Source organism: Thalassotalea sp. 273M-4, assembly GCF_041410465.1.
Taxonomy (GTDB): domain Bacteria; phylum Pseudomonadota; class Gammaproteobacteria; order Enterobacterales; family Alteromonadaceae; genus Thalassotalea_A; species Thalassotalea_A aquiviva.
The window spans coordinates 2,883,429-2,900,365 of the sequence record NZ_CP166961.1; the positions used below are offsets into that span (position 1 = coordinate 2,883,429).

Annotated in this window: 12 protein-coding genes; 5 read left to right on the forward strand and 7 right to left on the reverse strand. The window is 41.3% G+C overall.

The features are described from left to right. Nucleotides 1-571 precede the first annotated feature (571 nt). On the forward strand, nucleotides 572-3,394 hold the full coding sequence (uvrA, locus tag ACAY00_RS12975; RefSeq protein ID WP_371374489.1) for an excinuclease ABC subunit UvrA: 2,823 nt from the start codon (nucleotides 572-574) through the stop codon (nucleotides 3,392-3,394). Between the two features lie 403 nt (nucleotides 3,395-3,797). Here uvrA and ACAY00_RS12980 read toward each other — a convergent pair whose 3' ends face one another. Continuing rightward, nucleotides 3,798-5,825, reverse strand: a complete 2,028-nt coding sequence (locus tag ACAY00_RS12980; protein ID WP_371374492.1) for an FAD-dependent oxidoreductase — start codon at nucleotides 5,823-5,825, stop codon at nucleotides 3,798-3,800. A 215-nt stretch (nucleotides 5,826-6,040) separates the two neighbouring features. On the opposite strand from ACAY00_RS12980, the gene trmA reads away from it, so the two are divergent. Continuing rightward, a complete protein-coding gene (trmA, locus tag ACAY00_RS12985) occupies nucleotides 6,041-7,135 on the forward strand; it encodes a tRNA (uridine(54)-C5)-methyltransferase TrmA (RefSeq protein ID WP_371374495.1) in 1,095 nt (364 codons plus the stop codon). A gap of 46 nt (nucleotides 7,136-7,181) precedes the next feature. Here trmA and fabR read toward each other — a convergent pair whose 3' ends face one another. Then, complete coding sequence (gene fabR / locus ACAY00_RS12990; protein ID WP_371374498.1) at nucleotides 7,182-7,805, reverse strand: HTH-type transcriptional repressor FabR; 624 nt, start codon at nucleotides 7,803-7,805, stop codon at nucleotides 7,182-7,184. 127 nt (nucleotides 7,806-7,932) lie between these two features. Here fabR and ACAY00_RS12995 point away from each other — a divergent pair, with 127 nt between their 5' ends. Beyond that, a complete protein-coding gene (locus tag ACAY00_RS12995) occupies nucleotides 7,933-9,051 on the forward strand; it encodes an acyl-CoA desaturase (protein ID WP_371374501.1) in 1,119 nt (372 codons plus the stop codon). Nucleotides 9,052-9,143: 92 nt separating this feature from the next. On the opposite strand, the gene ACAY00_RS13000 is transcribed toward ACAY00_RS12995, so the two are convergent. The 4 genes from ACAY00_RS13000 to tuf all read right to left on the reverse strand — a co-directional run bounded on the left by ACAY00_RS13000 (nucleotide 9,144) and on the right by tuf (nucleotide 13,014). Beyond that, nucleotides 9,144-9,596, reverse strand: coding sequence for a hypothetical protein (locus ACAY00_RS13000; RefSeq protein WP_371374504.1), 453 nt, complete (start codon nucleotides 9,594-9,596; stop codon nucleotides 9,144-9,146). Between the two features lie 34 nt (nucleotides 9,597-9,630). After that, nucleotides 9,631-10,389 carry a DUF4919 domain-containing protein gene (locus tag ACAY00_RS13005; protein WP_371374507.1) on the reverse strand — a complete coding sequence of 253 codons (759 nt, stop codon included), beginning with the start codon at nucleotides 10,387-10,389 and terminating at the stop codon, nucleotides 9,631-9,633. 94 nt (nucleotides 10,390-10,483) lie between these two features. Continuing rightward, a complete protein-coding gene (locus tag ACAY00_RS13010) occupies nucleotides 10,484-11,299 on the reverse strand; it encodes a mechanosensitive ion channel family protein (RefSeq protein WP_371374510.1) in 816 nt (271 codons plus the stop codon). Nucleotides 11,300-11,829: 530 nt separating this feature from the next. Continuing rightward, nucleotides 11,830-13,014 carry an elongation factor Tu gene (gene tuf, locus ACAY00_RS13015; RefSeq protein ID WP_371374513.1) on the reverse strand — a complete coding sequence of 395 codons (1,185 nt, stop codon included), beginning with the start codon at nucleotides 13,012-13,014 and terminating at the stop codon, nucleotides 11,830-11,832. A gap of 388 nt (nucleotides 13,015-13,402) precedes the next feature. Between tuf and fusA the strand changes: the two genes are divergently transcribed. Continuing rightward, a complete protein-coding gene (fusA, locus tag ACAY00_RS13020; protein WP_371374516.1) occupies nucleotides 13,403-15,490 on the forward strand; it encodes an elongation factor G in 2,088 nt (695 codons plus the stop codon). Nucleotides 15,491-15,542: 52 nt separating this feature from the next. Here fusA and ACAY00_RS13025 read toward each other — a convergent pair whose 3' ends face one another. Next, nucleotides 15,543-15,962: a DUF3291 domain-containing protein gene (locus ACAY00_RS13025; RefSeq protein WP_371374519.1), complete on the reverse strand. Its 420-nt coding sequence runs from the start codon at nucleotides 15,960-15,962 to the stop codon at nucleotides 15,543-15,545. A 141-nt stretch (nucleotides 15,963-16,103) separates the two neighbouring features. Here ACAY00_RS13025 and ACAY00_RS13030 point away from each other — a divergent pair, with 141 nt between their 5' ends. Then, nucleotides 16,104-16,655: a chalcone isomerase family protein gene (locus tag ACAY00_RS13030; protein ID WP_371374522.1), complete on the forward strand. Its 552-nt coding sequence runs from the start codon at nucleotides 16,104-16,106 to the stop codon at nucleotides 16,653-16,655. Nucleotides 16,656-16,937: the final 282 nt, after the last annotated feature.

Below are 16,937 nucleotides of genomic sequence, written 5' to 3' on the forward strand. Positions count from 1 at the left end.
TGACTCATCACCTACCTTCTTGATGTAGGGGAGCATACCGCTTATATACATTCAACTCCCAATCGGAGTTGCTGTTGATTAGTGTTTTCTTGTTATTTGGCATTTATTAAATAATAAAAACCAAGGTGAAAACCTAATATATTGCCTTAACCATCTCGGCTAAGGCTGGCGTATTATACACAAATGAAAATACAACTCAAGTTTATTTTTTAAACAAAGCCAATAAATATTCGCTCTGCTGCTCTTGGTTAGTGTAAAGACCAGACCTAAGTATAAACGACAATAGGATGTGGGTTCTAACAGTGTTTTGTTATTATTTGTTAAGTCAAGGTTAAAACGCTGCTTTGCACTGGTTTTGCCTTAACCTGCAATGACTTTTAAACTCGCGTTATTTGCAGCTCTTAGACTCGATTAAAGCCAATCCGATTTTAGTCTGCACCATTTAACCTAAGTTCCTGGTGTTTATGCTACTTATCTATTGGGTAAAAATTATGTCATAATAAACGATTCTCGATTTTCTCTGCTCTAGTCTTATTAATGCAGAGTTTCAGCTCAAGCGGAAGGAAGTAAGATGAAAACAATCGAAGTTCGCGGTGCTCGTACCCATAATCTAAAAAACATTGACTTAGATATCCCTAGAGACAAGTTGATTGTCATTACTGGGTTATCGGGGTCGGGCAAATCATCCTTAGCCTTTGATACCCTATATGCCGAAGGCCAGCGTCGATATGTTGAGTCTTTATCTTCTTACGCTCGTCAATTTTTATCCTTAATGGAAAAGCCCGATGTAGATCACATAGAGGGTCTCTCACCGGCTATTTCAATAGAGCAAAAATCAACTTCGCACAATCCGCGCTCAACCGTCGGTACCATTACCGAAATCTACGATTACCTGCGTTTACTATACGCCCGTGTTGGTGAGCCTCGCTGCCCTACCCATAAACAACCTTTGGCCGCGCAAACCATAAGTCAGATGGTTGATAAAGTTTTAGAGCTCGACGAAGGCACTAAAGTGATGTTATTGGCCCCTGTGGTGCAAAATCGGAAGGGCGAGCACATTAAGTTATTAGATAACCTTGCCGCGCAAGGTTACATTCGTGCCCGAATAGATGGTGAAGTATGTGACTTGTCCGATCCACCGACCTTGGACTTACATAAAAAGCATACCATTGAAGTGGTAGTTGACAGACTCAAAGTACGTGATGATATTCAAACTCGTTTAGCCGAATCATTTGAAACGGCACTATCTCTTACCGATGGTATCGCCGCCATTGCCTTTATGGATGCGCCTGATAAGCCTGAACTTCTTTTTTCCGCAAACTTTGCCTGTCCGCAATGTGGCTACAGTATGCAAAAGCCAGAGCCTCGATTATTCTCTTTTAATAACCCTGCAGGGGCTTGTCAAAGTTGTGATGGCTTAGGTATTAAACAGTTCTTTGACCCACATCGGGTGATCAGTAACCCAGAACTAAGCCTGGCAGGTGGTGCGATTAGAGGCTGGGATAAACGCAATTTTTATTACTTTCAAATGTTAACGTCATTGGCAGATCACTACGGTTTTGACTTAAATAAACCGTTTCAACAACTTACCGATGAACAGCAACAGCTGATCTTAAATGGTAGCGGTGATGAAGACATTCAGTTCAAATATATGAACGATAGAGGTGACATCGTTGTTCGCAAGCACCCGTTTGAAGGGATTTTGGTGAATATGGACAGGCGCTATCGCGAAACCGAATCGAATGCGGTGCGTGAAGAGCTGTCTAAATACTTAAACTCACAAGCGTGTCCAAGCTGTGAGGGCAGTCGTTTGCGCCAAGAAGCGCGCAATGTCTTTATTGATGATAAGCCTTTGCATCATATTACTGAATACTCTATTGCCGACTCTGCTCAGTTTTTTAGTCAATTAGCGCTTGTAGGTCAACGCCAGCAAATTGCCGAGAAAATATTAAAAGAAATTAATGACCGTTTAGGCTTCTTAGTTAATGTTGGTCTCAATTACCTGAGCCTGTCTCGAAGCGCCGATACCTTATCAGGTGGCGAAGCGCAGCGTATTCGACTTGCTTCTCAAATTGGTGCCGGCTTAGTGGGGGTCATGTACGTATTAGATGAACCGTCCATTGGTTTGCATCAACGCGATAACGAACGCTTATTAAAAACCCTTATTCATCTTCGTGATTTGGGTAATACGGTCATTGTGGTAGAACACGATGAAGACGCGATTAAAGAAGCCGACCACATTATCGATATTGGCCCAGGGGCGGGTGTACATGGCGGTCAAGTTATTGCCCAAGGGAGCTTACCAGATATTCTAGCCAATCCTCATTCAATCACTGGTAAGTATTTATCTGGCGAAGAGTTCATTGCGGTTCCTAAAAAACGTACACCGATAACATTAGACAAAGTGGTAAACTTAACCGGCGCTACAGGTAATAACCTGAAGAATGTCGATTTAACCATTCCAGTTGGTTTAATGACCTGTGTTACCGGTGTTTCAGGCTCGGGTAAATCGACCCTAATTAATGATACTTTATATAAGTTGGCGCATATTGAATTAAACCGCGCCACCTTAGATGAACCTGCGCCGTATAAGAGTATTAGTGGGCTTGAACATTTAGATAAAGTTATCGACATAGACCAAAGTCCTATTGGGCGAACCCCACGTTCAAACCCGGCCACCTATACCGGTATATTTACCTCGATTCGTGATATTTTTGCCGCTACTCAAGAATCTCGCTCACGTGGTTATAAACCAGGTCGCTTTAGTTTTAACGTAAAAGGTGGGCGTTGTGAAGCCTGTCAGGGTGATGGCGTTATCAAAGTTGAAATGCACTTCTTACCCGATGTGTATGTACCATGTGATGTTTGTAAAGGCCAACGCTATAACCGTGAAACCCTAGAAATTCGCTACAAGGGAAAAAACATTCACGAAGTGTTGGATATGACCATCGAAAACGCCTTTGACTTTTTTCATGCCATTCCAGCGGTTAAGCGTAAATTACAAACTTTAATGGATGTGGGCTTGTCTTATATTAAGCTAGGCCAGTCTGCTACCACCCTATCTGGTGGTGAAGCGCAGAGGGTGAAACTGTCAAAAGAGTTATCTAAGCGTGATACCGGCCAAACCTTGTATATTTTAGATGAGCCCACCACGGGATTACACTTTCACGATATACGCCAATTAATGACGGTACTTCATCGCCTGCGCGATCATGGTAATACCATTGTTATCATTGAACATAATTTAGATGTGATAAAAACCGCCGATTGGATTGTAGACCTTGGCCCTGAAGGCGGCTCTGGTGGCGGTGAAATTTTAGTGGCTGGTACACCAGAAGAGGTTGCTGAGCATAAAGCGTCTCATACCGCGAGGTTTTTAAAGCCGCTACTTTAAGCTATCGCTAATACTGTAAGGCTGTAAGGCTGTAAGGCTGTAAGGCTGTAAGGCTGTAAGGCTGTAAGGCTGTAAGGCTGTAAGGCTGTAAGGCTGTAAGGCTGTAAGGCTGTAAGGCAAAGTGTGCTCAAACCAAATTATTAGTAAAGCCAAAATATCAGACAAAGAGTGCCGTTACACCTCCATAGAAAGAGAAACGTCATCCCGTTGAAGAACGGGATCTACTTCGGTTCGAGGTGGCCCTAATGTCGCTTTTGTGCCAAGAACAAAAGTTAGAAAAAAGCATCGTCATCCCGTTGAAGAACGGGATCTCCTTAAGATTCAAAGTAAACAAGAACCCTTGTTTTAGAGCACACTTTTACTAAAGGAGGTTGCGGCAACTGCTCAGAACAGCCGTTAACGGTTATATCCTTGCCGCAAGCTCGGCACCTTGTCTGATCGCACGTTTGGCATCCAGTTCGGCGGCAACATCGGCACCACCAATTAAATGAGTGTTCGCGTTCGCCTCTTTAAGTTGATCATACAAACTGCGATTAGGTGTTTGACCTGCACAAATGATGACATGGTCGACATCAAGCACTTGGTTTTCGCCGTTGATCACACAATGAAGACCCGCATCATCAATTTTCTGATACTCAACCCCAGGGTACATTTTAACGCCTTTGTGTTTTAACGTGCTCCGGTGGATCCAACCAGTGGTTTTACCCAAACCTTTCCCCACTTTACTTTCTTTACGCTGCAATAAGTAAATGGTGCGATTGGCTCTGCCATGCGCGGATTTCGTTAAGGCGCCCGGATGTTGATATTCTTTATCAATACCCCACTCTTTTAACCATTTTTCGGGTATCGTGGTCAACGACTCTTCTTCAGCCAGATATTCCGCGACATCAAAGCCAATACCGCCAGCGCCAATAATCGCCACCTTTTGCCCTACCGGGACATGATCTTTGAGCACTTGCAAATAACTTAACACTTTCGAGTGTTCAATGCCTTCGATGCTTGGCGTTCTTGGGGTGATCCCAGTTGCCACCACTATCTCGTCAAACGCTGCGACATTAAGCGATTCAACACTTTGCTGACTGTTAAGCTTTACCTCAACGCCAAGCGCCTGCAAACGATTTTGAAAGTAGCGTAAAGTTTCGTAAAACTCTTCTTTACCAGGAATTTGCTTAGCATAGTTAAACTGACCACCAATTTCACTGGCGCCGTCAAATAACGTTACTTTATGACCTCGCTCAGCCGCGTAACAGCTAAAAGCTAAACCTGCAGGCCCGGCGCCAACCACCGCAATGTTTTTTTCTTTGGCTGTTTTGGCAAAAGTTAGCTCGGTTTCATAACACGCTCTTGGGTTAACCAAACAACTGGCTCGCTGTTGTTTAAAGACATGATCTAAACACGCTTGGTTGCAACCTATGCAAGTGTTAATGGTTTCGGCTTTATCTTGAGCCGCTTTATTGACAAAATCAGCATCGGCTAGAAATGGTCTGGCCATGGAAATCATATCCGATTGGCCAGATGCAATTATCTGTTCTGCCACCTCTGGGGTATTGATCCGATTAGTCGAGACAAGCGGAATACTCACCTCGCCCATTAACCGCTCAGTTGCCCAGGTAAAGGCGGCTCTTGGCACACTGGTGGCGATGGTGGGGACACGGGCTTCATGCCACCCGATACCACTATTAATAATACTCGCGCCTGCTTTTTCAATGGCTTTGGCCATGGTAACGACTTCTTCCCAAGTGTTACCACCTTCGACTAAATCAAGCAGGGATAAACGAAAGATAATAATAAATTTCTCCCCCACTTTCTTGCGAATCGCTTTGACGACTTCAACCCCAAGGCGCATTCGATTTTCGATAGACCCGCCCCAATCATCGGTTCTTTTATTGGTGCGTTTACAACTAAATTGGTTGATTAAATAACCTTCTGAGCCCATCACTTCAACACCGTCATAACCTGCTTTTTGGGCGAGTTTTGACGATTTAGCAAAATCTTTGATGGTGCCCCATATTTGTTTTTCTGATAACGCTTTTGGTTTAAATGGGTTGATAGGAGCTTTGATTGGGCTTGCTGATACTGAAAAAGGATGATAGGCATAGCGACCAGTGTGCAATAGCTGCAGGCATATTTTAGTGGGATATTGATGTACTGCTTCGGTGACTTTGCGATGCTTTCTAACATGCCAACATTTACTCAGCTCTCCACCAAAAGGCGCAACGCGACCGCGAAAATTTGGACTGATACCACCAGTAACAATTAGCCCAACGCCCCCTTTTGCCCTCTCTTGGTAGAATGCGGCGAGCTTGTCAAAACCATTACGCTCTTCTTCAAGGCCGGTATGCATTGACCCCATTAATACGCGGTTTCGGAGTTTGGTAAAGCCTAAGTCAAGTTCGGATAATAAATTAGGGTAAGGATTTGTTGTTGTCATGATACACCTTTTAGGCCTAAATATTTAAAGTCTTATCTGTAACAAAAAACTTACGTGCTATAACCGTAAAATACAAGCACTATTTAAACACTTGTATGAAAAAGCCCAGTTGGTGTCGGCAATATCTGCAGCTTACGTTAAAATATACGCTATGACTTGAGGATTACGGTTTCACAGGCTAGAATTCGCCACCTCATTAATTAAGAGAAATTTACATGTTAAGTCACATCCACCCTGACAATTACGCTTCCCAACTTGAAACCAAAACGCTAGCAATGACCGAATTATTTGCGCCGTTTTCACCGCCAGAGGTTGAAGTATTTACGTCTGAACCTTTGCATTATAGATTACGAGCAGAGTTTAGAGTTTGGCACGACGGTGACGATGTGTATTACATCATGTTTAACCAAGAGACTCGCGAAAAATACCGCGTTGATCAATTTCCCGTTGCGAGCAAACTGATTAATGAGGCAATGCAATCTTTAATTACGTACATCAAAGACAAAGAAGTTCTACGTCGTAAGCTTTTCCAAGTAGATTTTTTATCAACCTTGTCAGGTGAGTTATTGGTTAGTTTGTTGTACCACAAGCAATTAGACGATGAATGGCAACAACAAGCAGAACAATTAAAAGCTAAGCTCAATGAGCTTGCCAATACGAGCCTTATCGGTCGCGCTCGCAAACAGAAAGTGGTACTAGGCCAAGATTACGTCACCGAAGTATTACACGTTAAAGGCAAGCAGCTTACTTATCAGCAAGTAGAAAACAGCTTTACTCAACCAAACGGTGGCGTTAATGAAAAGATGCTCACTTGGGCCGTTGATGCAACAGCCAATGCTAACACCGACTTAGTCGAACTATATTGTGGTAATGGTAATTTCTCGATAGCTTTAGCGCCAAACTTTAACAAAGTACTGGCAACCGAAATTTCTAAAAGCTCGGTTAACTCGGCGCAGTTTAACATTGCGGCAAACGCTGTTAACAATTTAGATATTATCCGTATGTCCAGTGAAGAGTTTAGCCAAGCAATGAATGGTGAACGCCAATTTCGACGCTTAGAGGGCTTTGACTTAAGCCAATACAGTTATGACACCGTATTGGTCGATCCTCCTCGTTCAGGGCTAGATCCGGCATCTGAAGAGTTGGTCTCTCGTTTTAACAAGATCCTATATATATCGTGTAATCCACACACCCTAGCGCATAACTTAGAAACGTTAACCAAAACCCATAAAATTGATCAGTTTGCTTTGTTCGACCAATTCCCTTACACCGACCACATCGAATGTGGCATGGTGCTAACCCGAAAATAACCAATATTTACGGGACAATGCCCAAACGGCAATAACGTTTGGGCATTTATTCTTTGCGTTTAGCGTCGATTTCTGCCACCGCATACGTACCACGGACAACATAACGAAGTTGTTTTATTGTCCGTTCGGTAATTTCTTCTCGCTCTTGTTTATTGGCATCAAGTGCTTCAGCCCCCGCACTAAACACAAGAATCACTAGCGCATTGGCTTGTAAATAACAGGTCTCTGGATCTAATTTGGTTGCCTTTTGTAAGTAATCACAAAGCTCCATAGTAAAATAACGAATTTCACGATTTACCGCGGCCCGAAACTCTGCTGACGTACCAGAACGCTCTCGTAACAACAACCGAAATACATTACCGTTAGCTTCAATAAATTCCATAAAGGTGATCACAGAAATTTTGATCACAGAACCACCTTTTTCAATTCTTTGTCTGGCTTGGCGCATCAATTGACGTAACGTTAGGCCTGCTTCATCAACCAAGGTTAGGCCAAGCTCATTCATGTCATTAAAGTGTCGATAAAACGATGTCGCGGCCAAACCGGCTTCTTTGGCAACTTCGCGTAAACTTAAATTTGAAAAACTCTGTTCAGCACTCAGTTGATTTAAGGCGGCATCGATTATTTGCCGTCTGGTGCGCTCTTTTTGTTTTGCTCGGATACCTGTCATAAGACCCTACATAAATGTCTGTAATCCAAAATAGTATAACTTTTTCATTGACCCAGAGTAAACTCAAGTTAAAATAGCGTACACTTGTTCACTCAAGTTTAGTTCTAATTATTATAATGAGAAATAAATGAAAAAAGCTCCCATCATTTGGTTAAACGTGTTGATATTTTCGATTACGTTTTTATTCGCCATCATCGCTGTCCCTTATCGAGCAATTACCCATGGTTTTGATGCCTTTGAAATCATCACCGCAATTATTTGTTTTTGTTATTGTGGAATGTCAATAACAGCTGGGTATCACCGCTTATGGTCACACAAAGCATTTCAGGCGAATGCCGTATTTCGTTTTATTTGCGCCATTGGTGGTGCCTTTGCCTTACAAAATAGTATATTGCATTGGTGCTCAGATCATCGCGTGCATCACAAACACGTCGATAAAAACGATATTGACCCATACTCTGCTAAGCGAGGTTTTTGGTACAGTCACATTGGCTGGATGCTAAGAGACTATCAACCACACACCTACGACAATTATGACAATGTGCGAGACTTACAAAAAGATAAAATTGTGATGTGGCAACACAAGCATTACATTGCCCTAAGTTTAGCAACCAACTTTGGTATTCCTATTGCCTTAGGTTTGCTCCATGGTGATGTTATCTCTGCCATCTTACTTGCTGGTGTATTGCGTTTAGTGTTAAGTCATCACACCACATTTTTTATCAACTCTTTGGCTCATATCTGGGGTAAGCAAACTTATACGGACAAAAACTCGGCACGAGATAATGGCTTTTTAGCTTTATTCACCTTTGGCGAAGGCTACCACAACTTTCATCATATATTTGAAAACGATTACCGCAATGGCATTCGTTGGTGGCATTTTGACCCAACCAAATGGCTGATTAAGTTTTGCAGTTACTTTAACTGGACAACCAAGCTTCGTAAAACCCCTGAAGACAAAATCGCCAAGTCAAAAGCGCGAATGCAGTGGCTAAATGCATCTAAACAGCTTGAGAATAAACACAATTCACAAGAACTATTAGTGACTCTGCAACAAGAATATGATGCGCTAATTGATAAAATGACGGTGTATTATGAAACTAAGAAAAAACTATTAGCTAAGAAAGGCAACCAATTAAGTGAAGATGTTGAAAAAACCGCTTTAGCTAAGCAATATAAACAGTTAAAACAAGAGCTCAATATGCACATCGAGCAATGGAATAACTTTAGAGCTCAATTCGCCTAAGCGTTACTCGCAAGCATACAAAAAGCAGACTATGTCTGCTTTTTGTATATTTATTAAATCATGACTATTTTAAATACTAACTCATAAGATCATCAAATCTCACTTGGTGTTACCTTCACTCCCGGCACCAGCACTTCAACGTGTTTAACCCTAAATGGCACCCCCCACTGATAAATGGTCATTATCGAATTATCCACCCTGCCTAGTATTTTTACTTTGGCGCCATCTTGTTGAAACTCTTTGGCTAAATTTAACAATAAAAACTTCTCGCCAGTGTTACTCATAAGACCGTAAAAACCACCCTCTAAATTGATGAATTTTATCGTCCCTGTATACCATTGAAATTGCTCTTTTGGTTTACGGCTTAAAGACTCGGGGACTTCTGTAGGGTGTTTCATTGGCAATGATTCATGCTTCGTGGCCATGGTTTTTCCAGCGCTGGTATCCATAGTGTTAGCTGATTTAGCACAACCCATTAGGGGGGCTAAGAAAATGAATAAAAAGAGCATGGTAAGCAATGCTCGGATGTTTAAACTTACTATCATTGTACTTCCCGTTCAACGTGATATAGCCATTTTTCTACTGTATATCTTTCAAACCCAATTGCCATTGGGTGGTAACATCAAAGTATAAATCAAATTCTTCGTCGGTATCAGGGTCTTTCACCCCAATTTTATCGTAAGATTTCTCTCCGATTTCAATTAAGCTTTGCTTTACCACTTCTAACCCCGTTAAAGATAAGAATGAATAAAGCTCTACATTGCTGGTGCTATAAATCGCTTGTTCTGGTGAACGCCCATTCCCCGATGACCACATAGCTTCTAATAACATGCTTAAAATCGTGCGATGTTGTTTACTATGGTGATGTTGTTCTGTTTCAAAATAACACGCCATAGCGCCATAATGACCATTAATACTAATAAAGTTTTCAGCTAAAATTTGCTTGGCACTGACCAAACACTTACGCCATTGTTTATTATTGATTTGTTGAAATAGGTTTACGCTTAAATCATGCTCATCACCTAGAAAGGGTTGATAATAATCTGTTTGAATATACAAATTTTTAAGCTTAACAATGTCTTCTAAGGTGGGTAACACCTTTACTTTGCTCAGTAATTCGTTGTATTTAAGGTTTTGTTGATGATGCTTAGACTTGGGCTTAGCACTATCGTTATTACCTGAAATGAGGCCTTTAGAGTCAGGACTTGCCCTATTGTCAGCTAACGGTAACTGTGAGTTTATTTGACCAGACTTGCTCTTGTCCAAAAGCGCTAGCTTATCGTGACTGGCACAACCCGTTAAGAGCATCAGGGTGATAATAGAAAAAATTCTTAGCATGAAAAGATTTTAATAAAGGTTAGTAGTAGTGATTAATTGGAACCTGCGACAAAGCAAAGGTTCCAATTAATTATTTGATTAGTTTCGTGATAACCTAATCGCTTTTGTGCATATGAACATCCATTTGCGGGAATGGGATATTAAGACCTTCTTTATTGAAGGTATTGTAAATATTTTCATTCATATCGAAATATACCCCCCAATAATTTTCGGCATTGACCCAGGCGCGAACGACAAAGTTTACAGAACTGTCAGCCAAGGCAGATACTGCAATAAAAACCTCTGGATCTTTTAAAATTCGATCATCGGCATCACATAAAGCTTTCATAACCTGCTTAGCTTTTTCGGTATCATCACCATAAGCGATACCAAAAGTCCAATCGACTCGTCTTTTAGGTTCTGTTGAAAAGTTAGTCATAGAACTTGTGGCTAAACCGCCATTGGGAATAATAATGGTTTTATTATCGGGTGTTTTTAAAATGGTATTAAAAATTTGGATTTCACTGACCTTACCGGTATAACCTTGAGCATCAATCACGTCTCCAACTTTAAATGGTTTAAACAGCAAGATCATAACCCCACCCGCAAAGTTTTGCAGCGTGCCAGATAACGCCATACCAACGGCTAAGCCGGCAGCACCCAATATTGCGATAAACGATGTCATCTCAATACCAATCATGCTCAATACGGTGATAATCAGTAAGATTTTTAATAACGCGCCAATAATGCCTTGAATGAATGGGCGAAGTGAATTATCAACCCCAGCCTTTTCCAGCATTTTGGTAAAAGCCATCTGTAAGCCTTTAATAATCCAAGAACCGATAATCCACACCAAAATGGCGCCAATTAGCTTAGGTCCGTATAAGACCGCCATATCGATTAAATCTGCACTAATTTTTTCATAGTCCATAGCTTTTTCCCATCGTTGATATTATTAACAATCTGATAAGCATAGACTATAAATCAAACATTTAAAGCAAGTATAGAGTTCTAACCGAATGAGTTTTTCAGCTTAAATCTGTAATTTTTAGCACTACATTTTTTTATCTCAGAAAGCAAGAAAGAGCGCCGAAGCGCTCTTTTATTTAGGTTTGGTTTATACCAAATCTATCGATGACCACCATGGATGGTGGAAATGCAATTAATGCACTAGCTCAGGGATGAGCGTAGGTAGAACAATGCAGGAGCAATTGTCGAGGAGCAATTAATTGTTATTCGATGATTTTAGATACAACACCAGCACCTACGGTACGGCTCAAGTAAACCACGAATGGTTCATCCCAATACCAGAGGCATTGGGCAAATTCTAAAAACTGTCCATTCGGACACTTTTAAAAAGAATTTGTCATCACCCTAATACATATCTGACCCTGAAGCTGGCCGTACATACAAAAAGAGCAGCCAATGGCTGCTCTTTTCAGGTTCGGTGTTTAAAAATTATTATTCAATAATTTTTGAAACAACACCAGCACCTACGGTACGGCCACCTTCACGGATAGCGAAACGTAAACCTTCGTCCATCGCAATTGGGTTGATTAGCTCTACAACAAACTTTAAGTTGTCGCCTGGCATTACCATTTCTACGCCTTCTGGTAACTCAACTGCACCAGTGATGTCCGTTGTACGGAAGTAGAATTGTGGACGGTAACCTTTGAAGAATGGCGTGTGACGACCACCTTCATCTTTCGTTAGTACGTATACTTCTGACTCAAACTTAGTGTGTGGCTTGATTGAACCAGGCTTACACAATACTTGACCACGTTGTACTTCATCACGCTTAGTACCACGAAGAAGAACACCACAGTTCTCACCCGCACGACCTTCGTCTAGAAGCTTACGGAACATCTCTACACCAGTACATGTTGTCGTTGTTGTATCTTTGATACCAACGATTTCTACGTCATCACCTACACGTACGATACCACGCTCAACACGACCTGTTACTACTGTACCACGACCTTGGATTGAGAATACGTCTTCGATTGGAAGAATGAAATCACCATCGATTGCACGCTCTGGCTCTGGGATGTATGTGTCTAGCTCGTTTGCTAGCTCAAGAATCTTCTCTTCCCACTTCGCTTCACCGTTCAATGCACCTAGTGCTGAACCTTGAATGATTGGTAAGTCATCACCTGGGAAGTCGTATTCTGAAAGAAGTTCACGTACTTCCATCTCTACTAGCTCTAGTAACTCTTCGTCGTCTACCATGTCACATTTGTTTAGGAATACGATGATGTAAGGTACACCAACCTGACGAGAAAGAAGGATGTGCTCACGTGTTTGTGGCATTGGGCCGTCTGTTGCCGCTACTACTAAGATAGCGCCGTCCATTTGAGCTGCACCTGTGATCATGTTTTTAACGTAATCGGCGTGACCTGGACAGTCTACGTGCGCGTAGTGACGGTCTGCTGTGTCGTACTCAATGTGAGACGTGTTGATTGTGATACCACGCTCACGCTCTTCTGGAGCGTTATCGATTTGAGCAAAATCGCGCAGTTCACCACCGTGAGTTTTAGTAAGTACTGCAGAGATAGCAGCTGTTAGAGTTGTTTTACCGTGGTCAACGTGACCGATAGTACCAACGTTAACGTGCGGTTTCGAACGTTCAAATTTTTCTTTAGCCATTTTTAAATACCTATTAAAAGTGTTATTTCGACGGGTGGTGCCCGACATTTGCTTACATATATGTATTTTGTATTTGCGCGAATCGTTACCCCAAAATGGTTATGTTTTTATCTAAAAACAACCGGATGTGACAACGAGTCAAATTTACGGGGCACAATTTAGCAAACTCTATAGATATTGTCTAAACTTTATGCTTTTCTTCGAGTAATTTTCATAAAAAAATTAAAAAAGACATATTTAAAGATAAAAATACGACTCTATTTATCGATTTTTTTTACTGATTGGTTATTTTTTAACGAATTATGGTGTTTGTATTCTTTATCTGATGTATAATCCGCGAAAAATTTTTTTAACGTAACTTTTTATTATTATTAAGTAGAGTATTGCAATGGCAGATTTATCAAAATACAGAAACATTGGTATTTTCGCTCACGTTGATGCGGGTAAAACCACAACAACTGAACGTATCCTTAAACTTACAGGTAAGATCCACAAGCTTGGTGAGGTTCATGATGGTGAGTCAACAACTGACTTCATGGAACAAGAAGCAGAACGTGGTATTACTATCCAGTCTGCTGCTGTAACTTGTGAATGGAAAAAACACCGTTTTAACGTTATCGACACCCCGGGCCACGTTGACTTCACTGTTGAAGTTTACCGTTCATTAAAAGTTCTAGACGGTGGTATCGGTGTATTCTGTGGTTCTGGTGGTGTTGAACCACAATCAGAAACCAACTGGCGTTACGCGAACGAGTCAAAAGTTGCTCGTTTGATCTTCGTTAACAAGCTAGACCGTTTAGGTGCTAACTTCTTCCGCGTTAAAGATCAAGTTAAGAAAGTACTAGGTGCTAACCCTCTTGTTATGACTTTACCAATCGGTGAAGAAGATAACTTCGTAGGTGTAGTAGACGTATTATCTCAAAAAGCCTACGTATGGGATGACTCAGGTCAACCAGAAAACTACGAAATCACTGACATTCCAGCAGACATGGTAGAGCAAGCAGCAGAATACCGTGAAATGTTAATCGAAACTGCTCTAGAAGCAGACGAAGACATGCTAATGGATTACCTAGAAGGTGAACTAGACCCAACTGACGAGCAAATCAAAGCGTGTATCCGTAAAGGTACTAACGAATTGTTGTTCTTCCCAACATACTGTGGTTCTGCGTTCAAAAACAAAGGTATGCAGCTTCTTCTTGATGCTGTTGTTGATTACCTACCTTCACCAACAGAAGTTCCACCTCAGCCGTTAACTGACGAAGAAGGTAACCCAACGGGTGAATTCGCTATCGTTGACGCAGAAGAGCCGTTCCGTGCGCTTGCATTCAAAATTATGGATGACCGTTTCGGTGCCCTAACTTTCGTACGTGTATACTCTGGTCGTCTTAAGAAAGGTGATACCATTCTTAACTCATTCACCGGAAAAACTGAGCGTGTTGGCCGTATGGTTGAGATGCAAGCAGATGACCGTACTGAACTTACCGAAGCACAGGCAGGTGACATTCTTGCTATCGTTGGTATGAAAAACGTTCAAACTGGTCACACTTTATGTGAAGTTAAGAACCCTTGTACTCTTGAAGCAATGGTATTCCCAGAGCCGGTAATCTCTATCGCTGTATCTCCAAAAGAAAAAGGTGGTGCAGAGAAAATGGGTATTGCTATCGGTAAAATGGTTGCAGAAGATCCAACTTTCCAAGTTGAAACTGACGAAGATTCAGGTGAAACCATCCTTAAAGGTATGGGTGAGCTTCACTTAGACATCAAAGTAGACATCCTTAAGCGTACTTACGGTGTTGAACTAGAAGTTGGTAAACCACAAGTTGCTTACCGTGAAACAATCACAATGCCAATTGAAGATTCTTACACCCATAAGAAGCAATCAGGTGGTTCTGGTCAGTTCGGTAAAATCGATTACCGCATCAAGCCAGGTGAGCCAAACACTGGTTTCAAATTCACTTCTACCGTTGTTGGTGGTAACGTACCTAAAGAATTCTTCCCAGCGATCGAAAAAGGTTTCGCATCAATGATGGAAGAAGGTCCAGTTGCAGGTTTCCCTGTACTAGACGTTGAAGTTGAACTATTTGACGGTGGTTACCACGCAGTTGACTCATCAGCAGTTGCATTCGAAATCGCAGCTCGCGGTGCATTCCGTCAATCAATGCCTAAAGCTGGTGCTCAATTACTAGAGCCAGTGATGAAGGTTGACGTGTTCACTCCAGAAGACAACGTTGGTGATGTTATCGGTGACTTAAACCGTCGTCGTGGTATGATCAAAGACCAAGAAGCTGGCACTACAGGTGTTCGCATCAAGGCTGACGTACCTCTTTCTGAAATGTTTGGTTACATCGGTCACTTACGTACAATCACTTCAGGTCGTGGTCAATTCTCAATGGAATTCAGCCACTACTCAGCAGCTCCACAAAACATTGCAGAGCAAGTTGTAGCTGAAGTTAAAGAGCGTAACGCTAAGAAGTAATTAAACTTCTGAACAGTTTAAAAAGGTCGCATCTGCGACCTTTTTTTATATCTTACCTTAAGGTAAATACATCATCATTTGAGCCTTGCTCTCGCAGCTCCATCAACTTAACCACCGCTTCTTCTAAGGTCGGTAAGTTCTTATCCTGACGCCACCACAATACATAATTAGCTTCATTTGTGGGCATAAACCAACGCTTTTTTTGCTTGTAAAAAGATAGATGTGGGCTATTAAAGAGAAAGTTTTTTAGACTCGCGATATCTTGCCACAAAGTCAAAGTATAGATGGTGCGTTTATCGTCTAATAAATCAAAACCTGTGATGTCTGTCACCGGCTCAAGATTACGGGCAATAAAACCTGGACTCGTTTCCGCGATTCCATTGACATAGTCGAGGCTGTCAACAAACTCTTTTAAGGTCTCTGAATCTAAATCATCGATAGCATGTGCGACATTAAATTGAGCTAAGTACATATAACATTCCTTGGTTTTTCCTTTAAATATAGTCACTTATTTAAAGACAGCAAACTGGTACTACCATCAAAACAATGTTTTTTCTGCCCTCTGTAGCACGGCGTTGATATAATATGGCAAATTTAATTAAAACGACCCCTTATGAAATATTTTTTAATCGCTCTTTTTACCCTTATCTCTCTTAATGTATCTGCCAAAGACGTAGCAGGTAGTGAAGTAAATGACTCGATTACCGTTGCCGAGCAAACTCTGATTTTAAATGGTGTTGGGATCCGTGAAAAATGGGTATTTGATGTCTACAGTGCAGCTTTGTATTTAACAAAGGTCAATCATCAAGCAAACTATATTATCGACGCCAATGAGACAATGGTGATAGAACTTAAAATGCTTCGTGATGTAGATGGTAAGTCGATGGCAGAAGCGATACATCAAGGCTTTACATCAGCTTTGAATAACGATTTAACGTCCCTAGAAAACAAGATAAACACATTCTTGCAAGTATTTGGTAATGAAGCTGTTAAAGGCAATGTCTATACCTTGGCCTACAGTCCAGAGATTGGTACACAAATTAACATTAATGGAAAATTGGTAAGCACGATTGAAGGTTTAGACTTTAAGCAAGCCCTATATGCCATTTGGCTTGGTAAAGATCCGGCTCAAGACAGTTTAAAAAACAATCTACTCGGTTTGTAAACTCATTTAATAAATAAGAGCGCCCAAGCGCTCTTATTTATATAGATTGATATCCGTTAAAGTCACTGTTAAATATCTTGCTATAACAGCAGTCTATTATAAATAGGGTAACAGTGCATTTATAAATGTATCAAATTAGGTGTCCAAAACACTTTTAGGGCTACTTATAGAAATAACCCACAAAGGATACTAACAATTGCGTTTAGCCCGTTAGAACGAACAACAGCACCTCTTATTTGCATATTCTGGCTGACTGAGCAAAAACGTAGTGCGATTGGTATT

Coding starts and splice junctions, on each gene's coding strand:
- uvrA (WP_371374489.1), top strand. CDS start 572: ATGAAAACAATCGAAGTTCGCGGTGCTCGTACCCATAATCTAAAAAAC.
- ACAY00_RS12980 (WP_371374492.1), bottom strand. CDS start 5,825: ATGACAACAACAAATCCTTACCCTAATTTATTATCCGAACTTGACTTA.
- trmA (WP_371374495.1), top strand. CDS start 6,041: ATGTTAAGTCACATCCACCCTGACAATTACGCTTCCCAACTTGAAACC.
- fabR (WP_371374498.1), bottom strand. CDS start 7,805: ATGACAGGTATCCGAGCAAAACAAAAAGAGCGCACCAGACGGCAAATA.
- ACAY00_RS12995 (WP_371374501.1), top strand. CDS start 7,933: ATGAAAAAAGCTCCCATCATTTGGTTAAACGTGTTGATATTTTCGATT.
- ACAY00_RS13000 (WP_371374504.1), bottom strand. CDS start 9,596: ATGATAGTAAGTTTAAACATCCGAGCATTGCTTACCATGCTCTTTTTA.
- ACAY00_RS13005 (WP_371374507.1), bottom strand. CDS start 10,389: ATGCTAAGAATTTTTTCTATTATCACCCTGATGCTCTTAACGGGTTGT.
- ACAY00_RS13010 (WP_371374510.1), bottom strand. CDS start 11,299: ATGGACTATGAAAAAATTAGTGCAGATTTAATCGATATGGCGGTCTTA.
- tuf (WP_371374513.1), bottom strand. CDS start 13,014: ATGGCTAAAGAAAAATTTGAACGTTCGAAACCGCACGTTAACGTTGGT.
- fusA (WP_371374516.1), top strand. CDS start 13,403: ATGGCAGATTTATCAAAATACAGAAACATTGGTATTTTCGCTCACGTT.
- ACAY00_RS13025 (WP_371374519.1), bottom strand. CDS start 15,962: ATGTACTTAGCTCAATTTAATGTCGCACATGCTATCGATGATTTAGAT.
- ACAY00_RS13030 (WP_371374522.1), top strand. CDS start 16,104: ATGAAATATTTTTTAATCGCTCTTTTTACCCTTATCTCTCTTAATGTA.